At 40.2% G+C, this 20,942-nt stretch carries 22 protein-coding genes; 9 read left to right on the forward strand and 13 right to left on the reverse strand.

The window, feature by feature from the left end:
• From RG47T_RS26690 to RG47T_RS10105, 4 genes are all read right to left on the reverse strand, one after another.
• A partial coding sequence (locus tag RG47T_RS26690; protein WP_253187510.1) for an efflux RND transporter permease subunit occupies window positions 1-1,537 on the reverse strand: 1,537 nt, incomplete at its 3' end.
• 19 nt (window positions 1,538-1,556) lie between these two features.
• Window positions 1,557-2,663 carry an efflux RND transporter periplasmic adaptor subunit gene (locus tag RG47T_RS10095; protein ID WP_074489300.1) on the reverse strand — a complete coding sequence of 369 codons (1,107 nt, stop codon included), beginning with the start codon at window positions 2,661-2,663 and terminating at the stop codon, window positions 1,557-1,559.
• 30 nt (window positions 2,664-2,693) lie between these two features.
• On the reverse strand, window positions 2,694-4,049 hold the full coding sequence (locus RG47T_RS10100; RefSeq protein ID WP_074489301.1) for a TolC family protein: 1,356 nt from the start codon (window positions 4,047-4,049) through the stop codon (window positions 2,694-2,696).
• A 28-nt stretch (window positions 4,050-4,077) separates the two neighbouring features.
• A complete protein-coding gene (locus tag RG47T_RS10105) occupies window positions 4,078-4,689 on the reverse strand; it encodes a TetR/AcrR family transcriptional regulator (RefSeq protein ID WP_074489302.1) in 612 nt (203 codons plus the stop codon).
• Window positions 4,690-4,794: 105 nt separating this feature from the next.
• On the opposite strand from RG47T_RS10105, the gene purB reads away from it, so the two are divergent.
• From purB to RG47T_RS10120, 3 genes are all read left to right on the forward strand, one after another.
• Window positions 4,795-6,135: an adenylosuccinate lyase gene (gene purB / locus RG47T_RS10110; protein WP_074489303.1), complete on the forward strand. Its 1,341-nt coding sequence runs from the start codon at window positions 4,795-4,797 to the stop codon at window positions 6,133-6,135.
• Between the two features lie 89 nt (window positions 6,136-6,224).
• Window positions 6,225-6,773 carry a NifU family protein gene (locus RG47T_RS10115; RefSeq protein WP_074489304.1) on the forward strand — a complete coding sequence of 183 codons (549 nt, stop codon included), beginning with the start codon at window positions 6,225-6,227 and terminating at the stop codon, window positions 6,771-6,773.
• 139 nt (window positions 6,774-6,912) lie between these two features.
• Window positions 6,913-7,443, forward strand: a complete 531-nt coding sequence (locus RG47T_RS10120) for a hypothetical protein (RefSeq protein ID WP_074489305.1) — start codon at window positions 6,913-6,915, stop codon at window positions 7,441-7,443.
• A 189-nt stretch (window positions 7,444-7,632) separates the two neighbouring features.
• Here RG47T_RS10120 and RG47T_RS10125 read toward each other — a convergent pair whose 3' ends face one another.
• The 6 genes from RG47T_RS10125 to rpsO all read right to left on the reverse strand — a co-directional run bounded on the left by RG47T_RS10125 (window position 7,633) and on the right by rpsO (window position 13,657).
• Entirely contained in the window at window positions 7,633-8,595 is a 963-nt protein-coding gene (locus RG47T_RS10125) for a D-2-hydroxyacid dehydrogenase (RefSeq protein WP_171972508.1), read from the reverse strand.
• 97 nt (window positions 8,596-8,692) lie between these two features.
• Window positions 8,693-9,760: a 3-phosphoserine/phosphohydroxythreonine transaminase gene (gene serC, locus RG47T_RS10130; RefSeq protein WP_074489306.1), complete on the reverse strand. Its 1,068-nt coding sequence runs from the start codon at window positions 9,758-9,760 to the stop codon at window positions 8,693-8,695.
• A 172-nt stretch (window positions 9,761-9,932) separates the two neighbouring features.
• On the reverse strand, window positions 9,933-10,592 hold the full coding sequence (gene rpe, locus RG47T_RS10135) for a ribulose-phosphate 3-epimerase (RefSeq protein ID WP_074489307.1): 660 nt from the start codon (window positions 10,590-10,592) through the stop codon (window positions 9,933-9,935).
• Window positions 10,593-10,677: 85 nt separating this feature from the next.
• Window positions 10,678-10,947, reverse strand: a complete 270-nt coding sequence (locus RG47T_RS10140; protein WP_074489308.1) for a hypothetical protein — start codon at window positions 10,945-10,947, stop codon at window positions 10,678-10,680.
• Window positions 10,948-11,099: 152 nt separating this feature from the next.
• The gene (pnp, locus tag RG47T_RS10145) at window positions 11,100-13,250 is read right to left on the reverse strand and encodes a polyribonucleotide nucleotidyltransferase (RefSeq protein ID WP_074489309.1); all 2,151 of its coding nucleotides are present in this window, start codon (window positions 13,248-13,250) and stop codon (window positions 11,100-11,102) included.
• Window positions 13,251-13,378: 128 nt separating this feature from the next.
• On the reverse strand, window positions 13,379-13,657 hold the full coding sequence (gene rpsO / locus RG47T_RS10150; RefSeq protein ID WP_074489310.1) for a 30S ribosomal protein S15: 279 nt from the start codon (window positions 13,655-13,657) through the stop codon (window positions 13,379-13,381).
• Between the two features lie 190 nt (window positions 13,658-13,847).
• Here rpsO and RG47T_RS10155 point away from each other — a divergent pair, with 190 nt between their 5' ends.
• Complete coding sequence (locus RG47T_RS10155) at window positions 13,848-14,258, forward strand: acyl-CoA thioesterase (RefSeq protein WP_074489311.1); 411 nt, start codon at window positions 13,848-13,850, stop codon at window positions 14,256-14,258.
• 87 nt (window positions 14,259-14,345) lie between these two features.
• Here RG47T_RS10155 and RG47T_RS10160 read toward each other — a convergent pair whose 3' ends face one another.
• The 3 genes from RG47T_RS10160 to RG47T_RS10170 form a co-directional block, all read right to left on the reverse strand.
• Window positions 14,346-15,461: a hypothetical protein gene (locus RG47T_RS10160; RefSeq protein ID WP_074489313.1), complete on the reverse strand. Its 1,116-nt coding sequence runs from the start codon at window positions 15,459-15,461 to the stop codon at window positions 14,346-14,348.
• On the reverse strand, window positions 15,461-16,096 hold the full coding sequence (locus RG47T_RS10165; RefSeq protein ID WP_074489314.1) for an ABC transporter ATP-binding protein: 636 nt from the start codon (window positions 16,094-16,096) through the stop codon (window positions 15,461-15,463). The genes RG47T_RS10160 and RG47T_RS10165 overlap by 1 nt, the downstream gene beginning before the upstream one ends.
• Before the next feature lie 105 nt (window positions 16,097-16,201).
• Window positions 16,202-17,194 (reverse strand): D-alanine--D-alanine ligase, encoded by a 993-nt coding sequence (locus tag RG47T_RS10170; protein WP_074489316.1) that lies wholly within the window; start codon window positions 17,192-17,194, stop codon window positions 16,202-16,204.
• A gap of 156 nt (window positions 17,195-17,350) precedes the next feature.
• Between RG47T_RS10170 and RG47T_RS10175 the strand changes: the two genes are divergently transcribed.
• From RG47T_RS10175 to RG47T_RS10195, 5 genes are read left to right on the forward strand one after another with little or no spacing between them, the layout of a single operon-like run.
• Window positions 17,351-18,139, forward strand: coding sequence for a PASTA domain-containing protein (locus RG47T_RS10175; protein ID WP_074489318.1), 789 nt, complete (start codon window positions 17,351-17,353; stop codon window positions 18,137-18,139).
• On the forward strand, window positions 18,123-18,437 hold the full coding sequence (locus tag RG47T_RS10180) for a rhodanese-like domain-containing protein (RefSeq protein WP_074489319.1): 315 nt from the start codon (window positions 18,123-18,125) through the stop codon (window positions 18,435-18,437). Before RG47T_RS10175 ends, RG47T_RS10180 begins: the two co-directional genes overlap by 17 nt.
• 7 nt (window positions 18,438-18,444) lie before the next feature.
• Complete coding sequence (mltG, locus tag RG47T_RS10185; protein WP_074489321.1) at window positions 18,445-19,497, forward strand: endolytic transglycosylase MltG; 1,053 nt, start codon at window positions 18,445-18,447, stop codon at window positions 19,495-19,497.
• Complete coding sequence (locus RG47T_RS10190) at window positions 19,497-19,904, forward strand: acyl-CoA thioesterase (protein ID WP_074489323.1); 408 nt, start codon at window positions 19,497-19,499, stop codon at window positions 19,902-19,904. The genes mltG and RG47T_RS10190 overlap by 1 nt, the downstream gene beginning before the upstream one ends.
• Window positions 19,905-19,915: 11 nt before the next feature.
• Entirely contained in the window at window positions 19,916-20,902 is a 987-nt protein-coding gene (locus RG47T_RS10195) for a YihY/virulence factor BrkB family protein (protein WP_074489325.1), read from the forward strand.
• Window positions 20,903-20,942: the final 40 nt, after the last annotated feature.

Here is a 20,942-nt window from a genome sequence, read left to right on the forward strand (position 1 = left end):
CGTGCTCGCCCTCATGGTGAGGTTTCATAAAATCAACCGCGAAAACCGGGTTCATAATATAAGCCACCAATAAAGAAGCTAACAATGTAATGATCAAAGTAATTGGTAAAAAGAACATAAAGTGCCCGATTAAGCTATTCCAGAATGCCAAAGGCACAAATGGGGCCAGCGTAGTCATGGTACCGGAAAATACCGGTAAGAAAACCTCACCTGCAGCCATTTTAGCAGCTTGCTTAATAGGTATAGCACCGTTGTTAAATATCCTGTGTGTGTTTTCAATTACCACAATGGCATCATCTACTACAATACCCAATGCGAGCAGGAAGGAAAACAGCACAATCATGTTGAGTGTAAACCCAATAGCCGGCATTACCAGGAAAGCGATGAAACATGATAACGGTACCGACAGCGCCACAAATATGGCATTGGTGCTACCCATAAAGAACATTAGTATAATTGTAACCAGTATAAACCCTATAATGATTGTATTGATCAAATCGTTTAGGGTTGAACGCGTTTTATCAGACTGGTCACCGGTAATTGTAATATCTAATCCTTTAGGGAAAATAGTTTTCTGCTTTACTTTAATCAGATCATAGATCTTATCAGAAGCTTCGATCAGGTTTTCGCCTGATCTTTTACTAACGTTAAGCGTAATTACATTTTTGAAGTTAGGGTTATTAGGCGTTTTTAAACGGGCAAAACTCTCCTGATCCTGAAAACCATCAACAACCTGTGCAATATCGCGCAGGTAAACAGCCTTACCTTGCGGGTTACGGATAATTAAAGCTTTAACCTCATCAGCACCTTTAAAATCCTGTTTAATATCAATAGTACGCTGTACACCATCATTTACTATGGCACCTGCAGATGAAATAACATTTTCGTTACCTACAGCCTGAATGATGTCATTATAGCTGATCTGAGCAGCGGTCATTTTACTAATATCAACATTGATCTGAATGTTAGGCTTCAAGGCACCAACTTCATCAACTTTAGATATTTCTTTCATACCCTCAACATCGTCTTTAATGTTGTCTGCATATTCCTTCAATTTTTTCAGGTCGTAATTACCAGAAATATTGATATATAAAATAGGCAGATCGGCAACGTTGATATCAGAAATGATAGACTCTTTCAAGTTATTATCATTCTGCGGCAAATCTTGTTTGGCTTTATCAACGGCATCTTTTACATCCTGCTTGGCATCTTTAATTTTAATATCGGCATTAAACTCGGCCGTTATAATCGATACGTTTTGCTGGGTGTTTGAAGTAACCTTTTTTAAGCCCTTTAGCGACTTTAGTTGCTTCTCCAATTGCTTGGTTACCAGCGTTTCGATATTTTGCGGAGACTGGCCAGCATAGGCAGTAGTAATATAGACCTTTGACTGTGCAATATCAGGGAAGTTCTCTTTCGGTAACCTGTTGTAACTCAACAAGCCTAGTAATGTAATGAGGAATATCAGTACATAAACTGCCGTTTTGTTATCTATGGCCCAACTCGAAGGGCCAAATTCTTTGTTTAAATCTTTCATTTAAAATCAGTTTAAAAGATTAATTAGCTGATGATGCTTTAATCCTATCGCCATCTTCAATATCACTTGCACCTTCGGTTACAAGTTTATCTCCGGCTACAATGCCCGATAATATTTCGGCACTACCACCATAAACTCTTCCTACCTTAACAGTTTTTTGTTTGGCAATACCGTTCTCGTCAACAAAAACGTAGTCGCCCTGCTCCGATTTTTGGATGGCTTTAAAAGGCACAACCAATGCAGTTTTACTGCTGTAATCAGCAATTTTTAAAGTAGCAGTCATGTTAGGGCGAAGCGTTTTACGGGTTGGCAATTTAACCTCTACCGCAAAACTGCGCGATCCCGGATCGATAACTTTAGCCGCAAATGTTACCACCGCATCTAACGAATCGGCAGCATCAGGGATCAATATTTTAACATGATCGCCCAGGTTTACACGGCCCGAATAAGATTCCGGTACATCAGCCTTAACCTTTAATATATCTGCATTTACAATACGGATGCCTGTGGTGCCCGGCTGTGCAACCTGGCCCAGTTTCAAATCCATTTGGTCAACAGTACCGTTAATCGGCGATTTAATGCTATACATAACAGCTTGTTGTTGCAATGAGGCCATTTGTTTCTGGCTGCCCTCCAGAGCAGTTTTGGCTTGTAAAAACTGTACTTCTGTACCGATTTTTTGGTCCCAAAGGTTTTTTTGGCGTTGGTATAAAGTCTTATTTAAATCAACCTGTGTTGCAATCTGAGCAATATTTTGTCTCAATACAGCATCATCCAATTGCACAAGCACTTGCCCTTTACTTACGTGATCTCCAACCTTTACTCGAATAGCGGTAATGGTACCCGGCGACTGTGGATATGCAGTTACGTTGTCCTGTGCATCAATACGGCCTTGTATTTGTATGTAATTGGTAAAGTTTCCTTGCTTTACTTCAACCACATTAACATCAGTAACTTTTGATGAATCCTGGGCACCGCTTTTAGTTTCCAGTGCAGCAATTTTACCAGCTATCTCCGATTGTTGTTTTTTAAGATCCGCGAGTTCGGCTTTCGGGTCTTTAGGCTTATTGTTGCATGCTGCCAAAGCCATTAAAGCAACTGCACTTGTGTATAATATTTTTTTCATGTGTGTTTTATGTATGATTGGTTTAGCTGATTATTGAATTTTACCGTATGCTCTGTCAAGGTCAACCTTGCTAATTAAAGCATCGTATAAACCTTGTATATAATTATTGTCTGCAACAACCAGGGCTGTTTCTGCCTGAGTTACTTCAATGCTCGAGCCTACCCCCTGCTGATATTTGATACGGGAAACCCTCAGCACTTCATTAGCCACCTCGCGGTTACGCTTTTGATTGTTTAAAGTTTGCAAACCGTTGATGTAGTTTATACGGGCAGCGTTGGTTTGCAGGTTTAAACCATTCTTAACATTTTCCATATCGTTGCGAGTTTTTTGAACAGAAATTTCTGCCTGTTTTACCTGGTTAGTACGTTGGAAACCATTAAAAATGGGCACCTTTAAATTTAACCCAATATAACTCGATGGAAATTGCGAACTATATAAAGTACTAAACGCGTTGTTTTGATAAGATGAGGTATAGTTTGCGGTAGCAGATAAAGTTGGTAAAAATTGGGATTTTTGTCTTTTCAAATCAAGCTGGTTTAACTTTAACTGAGTTTCATATAAGCTGTATTCTATGCGCTTATGATAAGCCGTGGTATCTGTAGTGGCTACCATAGCTACGCTTTCATCAAGCTTAACATCTTCTAGTTTATCTTTTAGATCCAGTTCTGTTTCAATAGGCATCCCCATCTGAAATTTAAGCATCTGTACATTAAGTACTAGCAGCCTTAATGTATTTGCACGGGTGGTAACCAAATCATTATATTGTACGCTTAAGCGGTCAACGTCTATCTTTTCTACAAAGCCTTGTTTGTTTTGGGCGATGGTTTGGTCGTACTGCTCTTTAATTTGCTTCAGGTTGGCATCAAGCAGCCTCACCGTTTCGTCACTTACCAATACTTGGTAGTAGGCCTTGGTAACCTGTACATTGGCCTCAATTAAGCTACGGGTAACATTGCGCTGTGAAAGTTCTTTGTAGGTTTTAGAAGCCTTTAAACCTACCAGGTAACTACCGTCAAATAGGATCTGGCTTGCATCTACCCCAAAATTTGATTGATATTTTACACCGAATTTTAGCGGTATATAAGTACCCGGCTGGCCGATAAATGCGCCGGGAATCAATGTAGTAGGGATTTTTAAATAATCCTGAAATGAGGCCGAGCCATTAATTTGCGGCAAACCTATACCCGTGGTTTCCTTTACCTTGTATTCTGCACTTTTAACATCAAGCCGGGCATTTACCACACTGTCCTGATGCTCATAGGCGTACTTAATACAATCCGCCAGCGTAAAGCTGTATGACGACGGACTACTTGCAGGCCCTTGCTGTGCATAACTACTTAACGTAGTTATGCATAACATCAGCCCCACTTTAATTACATTCTTCATTTGTTGGTTTTATCTATTGAGTGGTTGATTATTCCTGGTTTATATTTTGATATTCATTAAGTAATTTGTAGCCTTTCAGGGTACATATGCCATAGTTAAAGTGCTCAAGAAACTGTTGTTGTACTGTCCAAACATTAAAATCTGCGAATGGAAAAATAGCATTGTTAAAACCTATTTCCACTTGTGCCACGCGCATTAGGGCCATTATTTTAGCATCAATCTCTGGGCGAATGTAGCCTTGCTCCTTACCCTGTTCTAAGAGATCAACCAGTGTTTGCACCATTTTCTCTGATTTAAACTGCTGAAACTCTTTCCATGCATCAGAATGATACTTTTGCATATCATGCATAACTATCGGGTTTATCCTGGCTATCAGTTCTTCAGAACATTTCATCATTTTAAGCATCTTCTCTATCACATTACCGTCTTCGGCCATAATATCGTCCATGTCTTTCTTGTCAAGCTCCAGCTTGGCTTTAACCAGCTCAACCACCAACTCATTTTTATCAGAAAAATGCTGATAGATAGTTTTTTTCGACATCCCTAATTGCTTCGCGATATCATCCATGGTCACACTCTTTATGCCGGCTTGCATAAAAAGCTCAAACGCTCCTTCTAATATCCTCTGTGTCTGGCTCATTATAAAGCCAAAACTATGGAAACATTTTTTGATTTCAAAGTTTCCATGTAAAATTACTTCCCCCCACCATCGCTTAATTATTACCTTTGCAAAAACATATTATTGATGGACCTTACTGCCCTTTCTGCTATATCACCTGTTGATGGTCGCTACCGCAACGTAACAAAAGATCTTTCTGCTTATTTTTCAGAATTTGCCCTGATTAAGTACAGGGTGTTTGTAGAAATTGAGTACTACATAACGCTTACTCAATTTAACCTGCCACAGCTTACTACTTTAGATAGTGTTATTACCAACAAGTTACAGGATATCTATAAAAATTTCAGCGAGGCCGATGCACAGGTTATTAAAGATATTGAGAAAATCACTAACCATGATGTTAAGGCGGTTGAATATTTTATTAAGCAAAAGTTTGATGAGATAGGACTTGCTGATAAAGAGTTTATCCATTTTGGCTTAACCTCTCAGGATATTAACAATACGGCTATTCCATTTACATTTAAACTGGCTTTAGACGAGGTTTACTACCCTGCAATTGCCGAGCTGATTGAGTTATTGAAACAATATGTTATCGATTGGAAAGATGTATCGATGCTGGCCCATACCCACGGACAACCAGCCTCACCTACGCGTTTGGGCAAGGAGCTACAGGTTTTTGTAGAACGTTTAGAAAGCCAGTTGGTGTTACTCAAACAGGTGCCTTTTTCTGCTAAGTTTGGCGGCGCAACCGGTAATTTCAATGCACACCATATTGCCTACCCTACACATGATTGGAAAGATTTCGGCAATCATTTTGTAAACGATGTGTTAGGACTGCACCGTTCACAATTTACTACCCAGATAGAGCATTACGATAACTTTGCTGCACAGTGTGATGCTTTGAAACGTATTAATAACATCATCCTTGATCTGGACCGCGACATGTGGACTTACATATCCATGAACTACTTTAAACAAAAGATCAAGGCCGGCGAAATCGGTTCATCGGCTATGCCGCATAAGGTTAACCCTATTGACTTTGAAAATTCTGAAGGTAATGTAGGTATTGCAAACGCATTGTTCGAGCACCTGGCAGCCAAACTTCCTGTCTCCCGTTTACAACGGGATCTGACAGACTCTACCGTGTTACGTAACATCGGCGTGCCTGTTGCTCATACTTTAATTGCCATAAAATCGACCATGAAGGGCCTCAACAAGTTATTGCTGAACGAAACTGCCCTGAAAGCAGACCTGGAAGCTAACTGGGCAGTTGTGGCAGAGGCCATACAAACCATCCTGCGCAGAGATGGCTATCCAAACCCTTATGAAGCATTAAAAGAGCTCACACGCGTTAATACCGGCATTAATGCCCAAACAATTGCCGGCTTTGTAGACACGCTGGAGGTTAGCGAAAGCATTAAACGAGAACTTAAAAGTATTACGCCTGGTAACTATACAGGTATATAGTCATGTACAGGTCAAATCAAGATCATTTAACATATTAAATGATTTTACTGTATAACTTTGTTAATATAGATTAGATAAAAGAAATTCTCATGAATATCAACGTATATACCGAAAGCACACCAAACCCGGCAACAATGAAGTTCATTGTTAACAAGTTGCTGATTAACGGCAGTGTAGATTATCCGACTAAAGAAAGCGCCGAAAAATCAACCTTTGCAAAAGAGCTTTACAAGTTCTCGTTTGTAAATGGTGTGTTCTTTGCCAGTAACTTTGTTACGGTAACTAAAACCGAAGGTTCTGAGTGGAATGATGTAGAACCAATTGTAAAAGAATTTGTAAAAGGTGCTGTTGAGTCTGAATTAAAAGTTCAGGAAGAAGAGCAGGCCGACGTAAACTTTGAAGGTACGGATGCCGAAGTTAAAATTCAGCAGATATTACATGATTATGTTCGCCCGGCTGTTGAGCAAGACGGCGGCGCAATAGCTTACAAATCATTTACAGAAGGTGTGGTAACAGTTGAACTACGCGGTTCATGCAGCGGCTGCCCTTCATCAACCATTACATTAAAAGCCGGTATTGAAAACCTGCTCAAACGTATGGTGCCAGAAGTACAGGAAGTAGTTTCTGAAGCCATGTAATTACTTGATTTCACCGTTTAAGGTGATTTCACTTATAAAATAAAAAAGGCGATCCGATTTGGTTCGCCTTTTTTATTTTTCTCTTTGACTTTACTTAGGTAGATTAGACTGGCTTAAATCAAACCTTATTCAACCCAATATGATCATAAAAAACTTCTTGATTCTTTTACTGGCAGCTAATATCGGTTTCACGCTGAATGTACAGGCCCAGAAAACTACTAAATTTGGTGATGACGTAAGTACTTTAACTGGCATAATGAAAGCCTATTATGCCACCACCTCAGTAAAAAAAGGCGAGTTAGCAAGTTATGAGCGTGATAGTTTACTGCATTTTCCGGGCGCTATGGTGGGTTTAGCCGGCGTTGACAAAAATGGCAAGCCGATGATGAACACCATGACGATCAAACAATTCCACGAACAGGAAGACACCGTGATGGCTAAAACCGGTTTTAATGAACGGCAAATTTACTGCAAGATTGAGAAATTTGGCAACCTTTATCACGTTTGGAGTACTTACGAGACACGTTATATAGCCAATGGCCCCATTATTGGTCGCGGCATAGATAGTGTACAGCTATTTTATGATGGTACACGTTTTTGGATTTTAGGCTGGTTTGATGATGTGGAGCGCAAGGACAAATTCCTTCCAAAAGAGTATTTGCCGCATTAACTTACTTTCGCCTTTGGCATTGGCTCTTAAATTCCAGTAAAGTAGTGCTAATTATGATAGCTTTTTGGAAATTACTTACCGACGAAACTTAGAAGGTTAAGCAAGTACGCTTCTGAAAGCTCAATTTGTATTTATAAATAAGAAATGCGATTCAAATTGAATCGCATTTCTTATTTATTTAAAAACTACTTAAGCCAGCTCTAAGCTTTTAAAGTGATCGATAATCAGCGTAGCTAACTCAACACCTATACGCTCCTGGGCTTCATTGGTAGAAGCACCGATGTGCGGGGTTAAAGAAATTTTAGGGTGATTTAAGATTTCTGCTCTTGGAGTTGGTTCGTTGTCAAATACATCAAGACCTGCAAACGCGATTTGCCCGCTGTTCAGGGCTTCAACTAAAGCCAGTTCGTCAATAAGGCCACCGCGTGAGCAGTTGATTACACCTGCACCTTTTTTCATTTTAGCAAAAGTTTCGGCATCCAGTATCGGTTTCTCGATAAACGGCGTGTGCAGGGTTACAAAATCGCTTTGAGCGATGATCTCTTCCTGGGTTGCTTTTTTAACTGAAGCTTTGACTACGTTACCACCGCCCAGTTCTAATTCAAGCTCGGTATCAAAATCGTAAACATCAAAAGCTAATACATCCATACCAACTCCTAAAGCAATTTTGGCAACCGCTTTACCGATACGGCCAAAACCAAGGATACCTAAAGTTTTACCGCGCAGTTCAGAACCTTTAGCGTATGATTTTTTAAGATCATTAAATTTGGTAGCACCATCAACCGGCATTTTACGGTTGCTATCTTGCAAGAAACGGGCACCGGTAAACAAGTGACCAAATACCAATTCGGCAACAGAGTTTGAAGATGATGCCGGGGTGTTATAAACCGGGATGCCTTTTTCTTTGGCATAGTCTACGTCGATATTATCAACACCAACACCGCCACGGCCAATCATTTTTAAATTAGGGCAGGCATCAATTAATGCTTTACGCACTTTTGTTGCGCTACGCACAGTTATACCATCATAAGCCTGCAATTTAACAGGTAATTCGTCTTGTGGTATTGTATTGGTATCAACTTCAAAACCTGCTTCTTCAAGCAGTTTTTTACCTATCGGGTCGATACCATCATTAGCTAATATTTTGATCATTTTGTTTTCTTGTTGAATAAGTTGATTAGGTTGGATTAAGTTGATTGAGTGGTAGATTAGGCTTTAATCTACCACTCAATCAACTTATTCAACCGCTTTATTTATTTTTTTCTACAAACTCCTGCATAGTTTCAATGAGCACGTGTACGCTGGTAATTGGCAATGCATTATAAATTGATGCACGGAAACCACCTACACTACGGTGACCTTTGATACCTACAATGCCTTTTTCGTCGCATAGCTTCAGGAATGGTTTTTCGTGTTCAGGGTTTTCTACAACGAAACATACATTCATTTTAGAACGATCTTCTACAGCAGATACCCCTTTAAATAATGGGTTACGATCAATCTCTGTGTATAAAGCTGCTGCCTTAGCATCATTCTCTTTTTCAATAGCTTCTACACCACCTTTAGCTTTTAACCAGCGCAGGGTAAGCATAGATACCAGGATAGCAAAAACAGGAGGTGTATTGTACATAGAACCACCTTCTATCTGTGTTTGGTAGTTAAACATAGCGGGGATCTTACGATCTGCCTTGCCTAAAATATCGTCTTTAATAATTACTAAAGTAACACCTGCAGGGCCCATGTTTTTTTGCGCACCAGCGTAGATAAGGCCAAAATCAGCTACGTTAACCTTACGGCTGAAGATATCTGACGACATATCGCAAATAACCGGCACAGATGATGCAGGGAACTCATGAAGTTGCGTACCGTAAATGGTATTATTTGATGTCAGGTGTAAATAAGCCGCATCAGATGGCACGCTATAATCTTTAGGGATGTAAGTAAAGTTGCTTTCTTTTGAAGTAGCAATAACCTCTACCTCGCCAAAATATTTAGCTTCTTTTAACGCTTTGTTTGCCCACACGCCCGACTCTACATAAGCAGCTTTACCAGTTTGTGGTAGCAAATTATAAGGCACCATAGCAAACTGCGTGCTTGCTCCGCCTTGTAAAAATAAAACCGAGTAACCGTCCGGAACGCTGAAAAGCTCTTTTACCAGCTTCACCGCCTCATCAAGCACTGCCTCAAACTCAGACGAGCGATGCGAAATTTCAAGTACCGAAAGACCAATACCATTAAAATTCACAACAGCTTCCGCAGCTTGTTTTAATACCTCGTGAGGCAGGATGCCTGGACCGGCTCCAAAATTGTGTTTCATATCAGTTATATTATAATGGGCTAAGGGTTAAAAAAGATTTGTTAGCCGCCCCGAAATTAAAGAAATGGAATTTTATTTTGGCAAAAAAATCAATGATTTATTAACAGAACATCGTTATTAAACACCTCTGTTAAATAAGTTTATTAAAGTCCGCTTTAATAGTATATAAAATCTATGATTTTAATGGATTTTTGAGCTGTTTGATGGCATTTAGTTGGTCGGCAGCAGAGAATACTGAGTTGCCTGCAACTAGTGCGTTAGCCCCGGCATTAAGCAGGTTATTAACATTTGATTGATCTACTCCCCCATCAATTTCAATAATCAGATCTGGGTTTTCTGCGGATGCGAGCATTCTTAGCTCTTTTATTTTCTTGTAGGTATTAGTAATAAATTTTTGCCCTCCAAAGCCCGGGTTTACCGACATAATGAGCACCATATCCAAATCGCCGATAATATCAACCAGCGAAGCCACCGGTGTATGCGGGTTTAAAGCTACAGAGGCTTTACAGCCCAGTTCTTTGATGGCTTGCACCGTGCGATGCAAATGCTTACAGGCTTCTAGGTGTACCGTAATACTGGCTGCACCGGCTTCTTTAAACTGCTGCAGGTAACGGTCGGGTTCAACAATCATCAAATGTACGTCAAGCGGCTTCTTAGCATGTTTCGCAACAGCCTTAACAACAGGGAAACCAAAAGATATATTAGGTACAAACATACCATCCATAATATCGACGTGAATCCAGTCGGCATCACTTTGATTAATCATTTCGATATCGCGTTGCAGGTTGGCAAAATCAGCTGCCAGTATAGATGGGGCAATGAAGTGGTTCATGCTTTCAAAGATATTAGTTTATTGGTCATCACCCATCAGTCATTTGTAGAATTAATGACTGATGTGCACCGACAAAGTTACCAGATCAATCACAATGCTGAAGCAAATCGTAGTATTTATTCATGAGTTCGGTATCATAGTTAACCAATGAGTTGTAGGCTTCTGATACGAGTTCTGTTAAGATAGCTGCGCCAAGTTGCCCGGCACCATTAGGGATTTCTTCGTAATATTTAATCAAATCTTTTACCCTCACTATTTCATACAGCAAAGACTGTACGATATCAGCTTCGTTGTTTTGATTGACCGCCGGCTTATCATTTAAAAAATCTAATGGATCGTGTCCGGCAGTTATCATGGTCTAATATGTACGGTGTAAAGAGGACGTTGCAACATATAATTACCTAAAGTATATAACAGATAAAATTGTTTTAAAATGTTAATAACATTTTAAAACAAAAAAGACCTTTGCTTTCACAAAGGTCTTTTAAATGTATGATTTACATCTGCTTAAGCTTGTGGCTCAGATGATTTTTGATCATTACGTTCTGGCCTTGGCAATAAAACCTTGCGCGACAACTTAAGTTTACCTTGTTTATCTACATCAATCAGTTTTACTTTAACAATTTCGCCAACTTCAAATACACCATCCATAGTTTCGATACGTTTATGATCGATTTCTGAAATATGTAACAGACCATCTTTACCCGGCATAATTTCAACAAATGCACCGAAAGGCATTATAGACCTTACTTTACCTTCGTAAACTTCGCCAACTTCTGGTTTAGAAGCGATAGCGCGGATACGTGATACAGCTGCATCGATAGATGCTTTATCGTCTGCAAAGATTTGTACGATACCCTGGTTGTCTTTTTCTTCGATAGAAATAGTTGCACCGGTTTCGCGTTGCATTTCCTGGATAATTTTACCGCCGGGGCCTATTACTGCACCAATAAATTCTTTATCAATTTTAATGGTAACAATACGCGGAGCAAATTCTTTGTAATCCTCACGAGGAGCACTCAAAGTCTTAGCCATTTCGCCAAGGATGTGTAAACGACCTTCTTTAGCCTGATCTAATGCATTGGTTAATACTTCGTATGATAAACCATTGATCTTTAAATCCATTTGGCAGGCAACAATACCATTTTTGGTACCTGTTACTTTAAAGTCCATATCACCCAGGTGATCTTCATCACCCAAAATATCAGAAAGGATAGCATATTTAGTACCCATTTCGTTGGTGATTAATCCCATCGCAATACCAGATACCGGGTTGGTTATTTTAACACCTGCATCCATCAAAGCCAATGTACCTGCACAAACTGTTGCCATTGACGACGAACCATTTGATTCCAGGATATCAGAAACTATGCGGATAGTGTAAGGATTTTCATCAGCCGGTGGCAATACACGTTTTAATGAACGCATAGCCAGGTTACCGTGACCAATTTCGCGACGACCAGCACCACGGTTAGGACGAACCTCGCCAGTAGAGAAACCAGGGAAGTTATAGTGTAAAAGGAATTTTTGGTAACCGTTAATAAAGGCACCATCAATCATTTGCTCATCATCTTTAGCACCTAAAGTAACGGTGGTTAAGGCCTGAGTTTCGCCACGTGTAAACACGGCAGAACCGTGAGCAGAAGGTAAGTAACTTACTTCGCTCCAGATTGGGCGGATCTCTGTAGTTTTACGACCATCTAAACGTTTACCTTCGTCTAATACGAGGTTACGGATAGCATCGTACTCTACATCGTGGTAGTATTTTTTAGCTAAGAATTTGGTAACATCATCAATCTCACCCAAAGTAGCGATATAAGTATCACGTACTTCTTTAAATTTAGCCGAGCGCTCGTCTTTTCCAGAAGCAGAAGAAGCGATAGCATAAACCTGATCGTAAGTTGCAGCGTAGATAGCTTTTTTCAAATCCTCATTGCTGTGTTCGTGGCTGTAAACGCGTTTAACGGTTTTACCAACTTCAACAGTTAATTCTTTTTGAGCTAAACACTGTAATTTAATAGCAGTGTGTGCAAATTTGATAGCCTCAACTAATTCAGCTTCCTGAATTTCTTTTGATTCGCCCTCAACCATGTTAATGTCATGCTCAGAACCGGCTACGATAAACTCTAAAGTAGCATGCTCTAATTGACTCAAAGTTGGGTTAATTACCAACTGGCCATCAATTTTAGCAACACGAACCTCAGAAATTGGCCCGTTAAACGGGATATCAGAAACAGATAAAGCTGCTGATGCTGCTAAACCAGCAAGGCAATCAGGCATAATTTCTTTATCAGCTGAAATTAAAGAGATCATCACCTGGGTATCAGCGTGATAATCTTCGGGGAACATTGGGCGCAATGCACGGTCAACCAAACGCGAGATTAAAACCTCATAGTCTGATAAACGTGCCTCACGGCGTAAAAAACCACCAGGGATACGTCCCGTAGCGGCATATTTTTCTTGATAATCAACAGAAAGCGGTAAGAAGTCTACGCCTTCTTTCGCATCTTTTGATGATACTACAGTAGCTAATAACATGGTATCACCCATTTTAATTACTACAGAACCATCTGCTTGTTTAGCCAGTTTACCGGTTTCGATCTCAATGGTGCGGCCGTCACCTAAATCGATGGTTTTTTTAATTACGTTGTAACTCATTTTTGTTGTTTTGTAATACGCTTTTCATCTTGCAGAGCGTATCGTTTTTCTATGTTTAAAAATCGTTGTTTTAATGAAAAAAAGCCATCCGATAAATCGAACGGCTTTTTATTGAAATTTCTAAAAAGTTACTTGATTATATCACGCAGCTCAAGAGCTTTGATGATAGCACGGTATCTTGCAATATCCTTGTGAAACAGGTAAGCCAGCAATCCGCGGCGTTTACCTACTAATTTTTGCAGTGATAATTGAGTCGAAAAATCTTTTTTGTTTTTCTTCAGGTGGCCGGTTAAGTGTGCAATACGTGTTGTGAATAATGCAACTTGTGCTTCGGTTGAACCTGTGTTGGTAGCAGCGCCACCGTGTTTTGCGAAAATCTCAGCTTTCGCTTCCTTACTTAAATACATTACGTGAATAATATTAAAGCTGTAAATACTTTTGTTAATTGTGGCACAAAGGTAATATTTATACTCGAAAGTAAAAAGGTGAAAGGCAAAAACATTTACACCCTATATACCGGTATATAAAAGTAAAACTTTACTGGGTATAAAGCGCTTTTACTTTATACTTTTGGCGCCGAAACTTTACTTTACAAAAATGAAATATGCCTCTTTTGAAACCGAGCACCGGGTACGGCCTGATGATATCGATATGTTTCAGCACGTACATAACAGTAAATACTTTGATTATGTGATGGCCGCCCGCTACGAGCAAATGGATACCTGCTATGGCATGGCCATGGAAAAATTTATGGCCCGTGGCTTTGGCTGGGTAGTACGTACCGCCTTTATTGAATATAAACGAGCCTTAATGATGGGCGATTACTTTTTGGTAAAAACAGGCATCCAAACCATTGACGAAAAAGGCTGCCGGGTACACTTTGTGATCACCAATAAAGCAACTAAAAAAATTAGTTGCGATGGCTGGCTGGATTTCAGCATGATTGAGATGAAAACTGGCAAGGCTGTTAAGGTCCCGGAGGATGTGATTGAGCATTATCACATATAGAATACCCGAAAGTTGAAATTTCAATTTAGGAGTTAAGTTGTTTTGGTATCGTAGAGGCACAATATTTTGTGTCTCTTTTTTTATGATTTATTTTTCATTCTCCGGCAACACCGCAAATGATTTATAATAGTTATTGTAAAACAGCAAAAACGCAACAACTACACATAACATAGTTGCCAATAGTATAGCTTTAAACATCACAATCCAAAAGATAATCATAAACAAACCTAATACCCATTGCATGTACACATCCATAGTTAAGCCTATACGGTATAATAAACTATGGAATAACATAATAGCACATAGTGCAAATACCGTTAACTGGGTGGCCAATAGCGGGTCGAAGCGGGTATATAGCCAGATAATTTCAGGCAACAGCATCACAAGGTAAACCAGTATAAAACCTCCAAATAAGCTTGCCCTGTTGTAAGGGAGGTTACGGCCAAAGCGCAGAAAGGTTTCTTCGAAAACACGCTCTTCAAATACAATAGCAACGTGTGCTACCACAATGGCTAATACTGCAATACCGGCCACCCGGGCATCGTGTTTAACATCATCAAACAAAGCAAATACAGCCGTGATAACTACCCATGATATTACTTTGATGACTGTGTAGGCAACTTTTTTTTGATTGAAAATATGCCAGATAAATAAACTAAAATATGGTTTAGGCATTGATTTGCCAAAACGCAGAAATAATGACAATTGCTTACCCTCTGGCAAAGTATGCGTGAGCCTAATGCAAAAAAGCGCGCTAAGCACACTTAAAAATAACAGGTAGACAATAATAACTACAGACGCTAAATAACAATGATGCATTACCCCTACCCCTATAGTGAGCCCGCCATAAACAATAATGGGCAACAGAATATTGAATTGGATAGTGAGCCAACTTAAAAACTGTGATCGTTTATCATAAGCTGAAATACTGTAGAATAGAAACTGATGATGCGGTGCCGCCAGTTGACCGGCTACATAGTGCCATGCCTTAACTATATACAGCAACCACACACCAAAAACAGCCACCAACAATAACGGACTGGTTAAAAAAGCCAGCATTAAAGTTTTGTGATAACTCAACAGCATATCGCCTGGTACGGCACCAAACAATACCAGGAATATAAAAATAAACATACCGGCATGAGCCCGGTAAAAGCCATGCACAAATATTTTATTAAGCACATTAGTTAATGGCCTACCCATTAGATGATGTGGGTTAAGGTTTGATGCTCGATCAATAATTCGCCCGCACTGGGTAATATCTCTCTATCAAGTGCCTGGTGTGAGGACAGTATAAAACCAGTACCATCCTGCTCCTGCCGTTCATTGATCCATTTGTACAAGATCAACAGAGAAGCTGCATCTATGGTAATTAACGGTTCATCTAATAAAATCAGCTTGGGGCTGCCTAAAAATGCAAGCAACAATGAGAGCTTTTTATTCATCCCGCTGGAGTAAGAACCAATTGGCCTGTTTACATAACTTTGCATTTGCATGCTTTCTATATATTGTTCCTCCTGCCCCACTGCCGCACCGCGCGCTTTAGCAAAAAGTTTGATCATCTCTCGCCCGGTTAAAAATTCGGGAAACAAGGGTTCCGCTTCGGCAAAACTTACCAACCTGCGATAGTTAACTGCATCTTTTTTTACGCTGATATTCCCATTAAGTAAAACATCTCCATCAAAAGAAAGCATCCCCGCAATAGATTTTAACAGCGTACTTTTACCCGATCCATTAACGCCTTTAAGCCAGTATAAACCCTGCCCAACCTGCAGATTATCTACTGTTAAGGCGGCAAAGCTGCCATAGTTTTTTTTAAAATTTACAAATTGGAGCATAGTGTAATTATCTCTTGGGTACTACAAAGGAGACACAAAGTAGTGTGTCGGTACAATTGTTTGATGCCGTAAATACACAATACCTTGTGTCTCGCCTATCATGTTTTACGCGCTGGTTGCAGCACCATTAATTATATCGCTATAAAACTGGCTAATATCCATGCCCGCAGCACGTACCTGCTGAGGTATTAAACTATTTGCCGATTGCCCGGGCGTAGTATTGATCTCAATGAAATAAAAATCGTCGGTTTGTTCCTGCAAAATAAAATCAATACGTACCATACCTTTGCAATTAAGGCGCAGGTAAACTTCGGTCACTATTTCCTTAATAATTTCATTCTGTTCTGCAGGTAAATTGGCCGGGGTAATTTCTTCAGACACACCGGGAGTATACTTGGCTTCATAATCAAAAAACTCTTTTGAACTGATGATCTCTGTGGCTGGTAACACTGTTAAATGGTGGTTAAGGCGTGCTATACCGATACTAAACTCCCGGCCTTTAATAAATTCTTCTACCAATACCTGGCTATCTTCCTTAAATGCCTTCTCTAAGGCCAGTGGTAGCTCGGCCGCCTTATGTACTTTGCTCATGCCAACGCTGCTGCCTCCGTTGTTTGGCTTTATAAATAAAGGGAACTTCAGGGCTGCAGTAATGGTGCCAATATCGTGCATATCCTTTTTAAACAACTGTATAGATTTTGCAGCGTTAAGGTGCTTAATGCCATGTACAATGGTTTTGGTATAAGCCTTATTCATAGTCAATGCAGATGTTGCCGCATCGCAGGTATTATAAGGGAGGCCAAGCATATCAAAGTAGCCCTGCAGCTTGCCATCTTCGCCCGGGGTGCCATGCACCGTAATAAAGGCGGCATCAAAAGTGATCTTGTTACCATCAACAGTGATGCTGAAATCATTTTTATCTACATTTACCTTACCGCTTGCTGCTTCATGAAACCAGCTGTCGCGGTTGATGAGGATAGTATAAACGTTAAACTGATCTGCAGGTAAATTAGCTGCTATATTTTTGGCGCTATTGATAGATACCTCATATTCACCGGAATATCCACCGGCTACCAGGGCGATGTTTTTTGTCGACATAATGGTCAAATATAATATATCCGGCAATAACCTGTTATTGTAATTATCGTATTATCAAATTATGTAGTTAAGCGTTACCTTTGAAATTCTGAATTAGAAAATAATAGCTATGTTTGATAGCTTAATTCAGGACGCAAATTCTGATCAATATTACAAATGAGTAAATTCTGGACTTACTTAAAAACCAAAAGTTTTCGTAATAATTTCCTCGCAGCTATAGGCACTGTTGTGTTTGTACTGCTGGTGGCTTATTTTTCGTTAGGTTATTATACCCGCCATGGCGAAGGTGCACCGGTGCCCCAGCTTAAAGGCTTAAGTATAGAAAAAGCGACTGCCTTATTAGATCAGCAGGGCTTTAGATACCAAATAGATTCGGTATATGTACTGGACCATAACCCCGGTACTGTAATTGAGCAAGACCCGGATGCCGGCGTAAACGTAAAGGAAAACCGTACTATCTATTTAACAGTGGTAACCAGGCTTGCCCCTAATGTGGCCCTGCCAGATTTAGAGCAAAGCACCTTCCGCGAGGCTGAGGCCACACTCTCTAACTTCGGACTAAAAATTGGCGATACTACCTATAAAGCAGATATAGCGCGCGACCGCATCCTGGAAGTAAGGTTTGGCGGCCAGGTAATTAAAGCCGGCACCAAATTGCCTAAAGGCTCAAAAGTTGACCTGGTATTGGGCGATGGCGGCGGTGCAAGTGAAGTGGACATCCCCGAGGTGATTAACCTGGATCTGGATGCTGCCCGGTTTGCTATTAAAGGTGCGGGCCTTATTGTAGGTACCATTATGTACCAGGGAGCTATTACAGATTCGGCTAATGTGGTGGTAACGGCACAGTTCCCGATGAAAACAGATTCGCTAAGTAAAACAAGTATAGGTACACATATTAACCTAACCGTTTCGCAGGGTAAAAAAACTGATGAACCACAGCAATGACATTAAGGCAAGGGAAATTAAAGAGCGTTTAACTAATAACGAACTCCTTAATTTGCTTGATGTGCGTGAGAAAATAGAATACCATACCCATAACATCGGCGGGCTTAATATTCCTGTAGGTAAGCTTAAAGAAAGCCTTGAACAACTGCAATGGCAATATAACGACGAAATAATTGTTATATGCAGTGCTGGCTTGCGCAGCGAAACAGCTAAATCAATTCTCGAACAAAATGGTTATCAAAATGTCAGGAACCTAACAGGTGGTTTACTGGCCATTGAAAAACTTCAATCTATTTAAAATAAGTATGTCTCAAAACCCATCAACCGGCGGAACATTCAAAAAATTTATCATTGCACTGGTAGTTATAATTATCCTGGCACTGGCAGGCACCGGTATTTTTTATTACCTGCGCTACTTTGGCCCCAACGTGAGCGATAAGGAGGAATATTTATATATCCACACCGGCGCAACCTATGAGCAGGTATATGATAGCATCCGCACCAAACAAATTGTTAACGATACCACCAGCTTCGATTGGTCTGCCCATAACATGAACTATATTACCCGTGTTAAACCGGGACGTTATCGCCTCCATGCAGGTATGAGTAACCGTAAATTTATTAACATGCTAGCATCGGGCAACCAAGAGCCGGTTACAGTTGCGTTTCATAACCTGCGTTTAAAAGAACAGTTTGCTGGCTTTATTGCTAAAAAGATTGAACCAGATTCATCATCAATCATCAGCTTACTCGATTCAAGCGCCTATGTACAAAAATTTGGTTTTACAACCGACGATGTGTACACCATGTTTTTGCCCAACAGCTACCAGATGTACTGGAATACTTCGCCCGAAAAGTTTTTCAACCGGATGTATGCCAACTATCAAAAGTTTTGGACGCCGGAACGCAAACAACAGGCTGCAGCTATAAACTTATCCCCTGTTCAGGTCTCCATACTAGCTTCAATTGTTGATGCCGAAGCTCTGCATGATGATGAAATGCCACGCATTGCCGGTTTATATTTAAACCGCCTGAATAAAAACATGAAACTGCAGGCCGACCCTACAGTAATTTATGCTACAGGCGATTTTACCATTAAACGGGTGCTTAATAAATACTTGGTTAATCCATCGCCATATAATACTTATGTGCATTTAGGTTTGCCGCCGGGCCCAATCATGATGCCATCTGTTAATGCAGTTAAAGCAGTATTAAATCACGAAACACATGGCTATATTTACATGTGTGCCAAAGAAGATTTTTCTGGTTACCATAACTTCGCCACCAACGAAGCCGACCATAAAGCTAATGCACGCCGTTTTCAGCAAGCATTGGATGAAAGGAACATTAAACGCTAATGTTTACCCATACTACTAAAATACGTGTACGCTATGGCGAAACCGACCAGATGGGCTATATGTACTACGGTAATTATGCCGAGTTTTTTGAAGTAGGCCGTGTAGAAATGCTGCGCAGCCTGGGGTTAACTTACGCATCAATGGAGGCATCTGGGATTATGATGCCGGTATTAGAACTCAAATGCAAGTACCTGAAGCCCGCCCGCTATGATGAAGAGATTAGCGTGAAGGTGATTATGGCCAAAATGCCGGGCGTGAAAATCCATTTCACTTACGAACTATATAACGAAGCTGATGTGTTAATCCATATTGGCGAAACCTTATTGGTGTTTGTTAACATGACTACCGGGCGCCCTTGTTTGCCCAACCCAGACTTTCTGGATGCTTTAAAGCCTTTTTTTGACTAAGTTTGAGTTGAATGAAATGGTTGCACCGTTTTTTAAGCCAATTTAAGTTTTACCAGTATTTTTTAGACTGGACTAAGATGGTGTATCTGCCTGGTTTCAGGCCACTGCCCTTGCATACCGTAGCGATTTTCTTTTTCAAAGAAATTCAACAGGAATCATTGGTAAACAAGGCCTCTTCCCTGGCCTATACATTTATGCTTGCTTTTTTTCCGGCTATTATCTTTTTATTTACGCTTATCCCCTACATCCCGGTACCGCACTTTCAGGACACTTTGTTGAGGCTTATTGAAGTGATACTACCCAACAATGCTTATATGGCATTTGAGGCTACCTTAAAGGATATTATTAAGAACCAAAATGGGAAGCTTTTATCAGTAGGCTTTGTATCTGCCGCCATATTTGCCACCAACGGTGTTTATAAGCTCATGCAGGCGTTCAATAAGTCATCGCTTATTGTAGAGACACGGCCTTGGCTCAGAAGGCGCTGGGTTGCCCTGGTGTTAACCGTGGTAATTAGTATTTCATTGTTTGTTGCCATTATTATTCTGATTGCAGGCCAGGCAGTTGTTGATATTATACAAGCCAGGCTGGATACCAATGGAATATTCTGGACATACCTGATTTTTTTAAGCCGGTGGCTCATTGTAATTGTGATCTTTTTTTTCACCGTATCGGTACTTTACCGCTATGGCCCGGCGCACAAACAAAGGCGCTGGAAATTTATAAGTCCGGGCGCTATACTTGCTACCGCACTGGCCGTTTTTACATCGCTTGGCTTTACCTTTTACATTAACCGTTTCTCTTCTTACAACAAAATATACGGTTCAATAGGTACACTTATCGTGATCATGATCTGGCTATATTTAAACTCGCTGATCATCCTCATTGGCTTCGAACTTAACGCCAGTATCGACCTTTCTAAGCGGAATATTAAGATCAGCAAACCCCGGTATAACACCTTCAAGAGCAACACAAAGAAACAAAATGCGGCTAATTAATTAACAGTCAGTTAATTATCCATGTTAAAAAATTATTAAA

It is taken from the genome of Mucilaginibacter polytrichastri, from assembly GCF_001911425.1.
GTDB lineage: Bacteria > Bacteroidota > Bacteroidia > Sphingobacteriales > Sphingobacteriaceae > Mucilaginibacter > Mucilaginibacter polytrichastri.

Bases quoted from the DNA above. Each gene is read 5' to 3' on its own strand.
- RG47T_RS10180 (WP_074489319.1), top strand. From the start codon at position 18,123: ATGAACCACAGCAATGACATTAAGGCAAGGGAAATTAAAGAGCGTTTA.
- RG47T_RS10165 (WP_074489314.1), bottom strand. From the start codon at position 16,096: ATGCTCCAATTTGTAAATTTTAAAAAAAACTATGGCAGCTTTGCCGCC.
- RG47T_RS10100 (WP_074489301.1), bottom strand. From the start codon at position 4,049: ATGAAGAATGTAATTAAAGTGGGGCTGATGTTATGCATAACTACGTTA.
- rpsO (WP_074489310.1), bottom strand. From the start codon at position 13,657: ATGTATTTAAGTAAGGAAGCGAAAGCTGAGATTTTCGCAAAACACGGT.
- RG47T_RS10175 (WP_074489318.1), top strand. From the start codon at position 17,351: ATGAGTAAATTCTGGACTTACTTAAAAACCAAAAGTTTTCGTAATAAT.
- RG47T_RS10120 (WP_074489305.1), top strand. From the start codon at position 6,913: ATGATCATAAAAAACTTCTTGATTCTTTTACTGGCAGCTAATATCGGT.
- serC (WP_074489306.1), bottom strand. From the start codon at position 9,760: ATGAAACACAATTTTGGAGCCGGTCCAGGCATCCTGCCTCACGAGGTA.
- RG47T_RS10115 (WP_074489304.1), top strand. From the start codon at position 6,225: ATGAATATCAACGTATATACCGAAAGCACACCAAACCCGGCAACAATG.
- mltG (WP_074489321.1), top strand. From the start codon at position 18,445: ATGTCTCAAAACCCATCAACCGGCGGAACATTCAAAAAATTTATCATT.
- rpe (WP_074489307.1), bottom strand. From the start codon at position 10,592: ATGAACCACTTCATTGCCCCATCTATACTGGCAGCTGATTTTGCCAAC.
- RG47T_RS10095 (WP_074489300.1), bottom strand. From the start codon at position 2,663: ATGAAAAAAATATTATACACAAGTGCAGTTGCTTTAATGGCTTTGGCA.
- RG47T_RS10155 (WP_074489311.1), top strand. From the start codon at position 13,848: ATGAAATATGCCTCTTTTGAAACCGAGCACCGGGTACGGCCTGATGAT.
- RG47T_RS10190 (WP_074489323.1), top strand. From the start codon at position 19,497: ATGTTTACCCATACTACTAAAATACGTGTACGCTATGGCGAAACCGAC.
- purB (WP_074489303.1), top strand. From the start codon at position 4,795: ATGGACCTTACTGCCCTTTCTGCTATATCACCTGTTGATGGTCGCTAC.
- pnp (WP_074489309.1), bottom strand. From the start codon at position 13,250: ATGAGTTACAACGTAATTAAAAAAACCATCGATTTAGGTGACGGCCGC.
- RG47T_RS10160 (WP_074489313.1), bottom strand. From the start codon at position 15,461: ATGGGTAGGCCATTAACTAATGTGCTTAATAAAATATTTGTGCATGGC.
- RG47T_RS10170 (WP_074489316.1), bottom strand. From the start codon at position 17,194: ATGTCGACAAAAAACATCGCCCTGGTAGCCGGTGGATATTCCGGTGAA.
- RG47T_RS10125 (WP_171972508.1), bottom strand. From the start codon at position 8,595: ATGATCAAAATATTAGCTAATGATGGTATCGACCCGATAGGTAAAAAA.
- RG47T_RS10105 (WP_074489302.1), bottom strand. From the start codon at position 4,689: ATGAGCCAGACACAGAGGATATTAGAAGGAGCGTTTGAGCTTTTTATG.
- RG47T_RS10140 (WP_074489308.1), bottom strand. From the start codon at position 10,947: ATGATAACTGCCGGACACGATCCATTAGATTTTTTAAATGATAAGCCG.
- RG47T_RS10195 (WP_074489325.1), top strand. From the start codon at position 19,916: ATGAAATGGTTGCACCGTTTTTTAAGCCAATTTAAGTTTTACCAGTAT.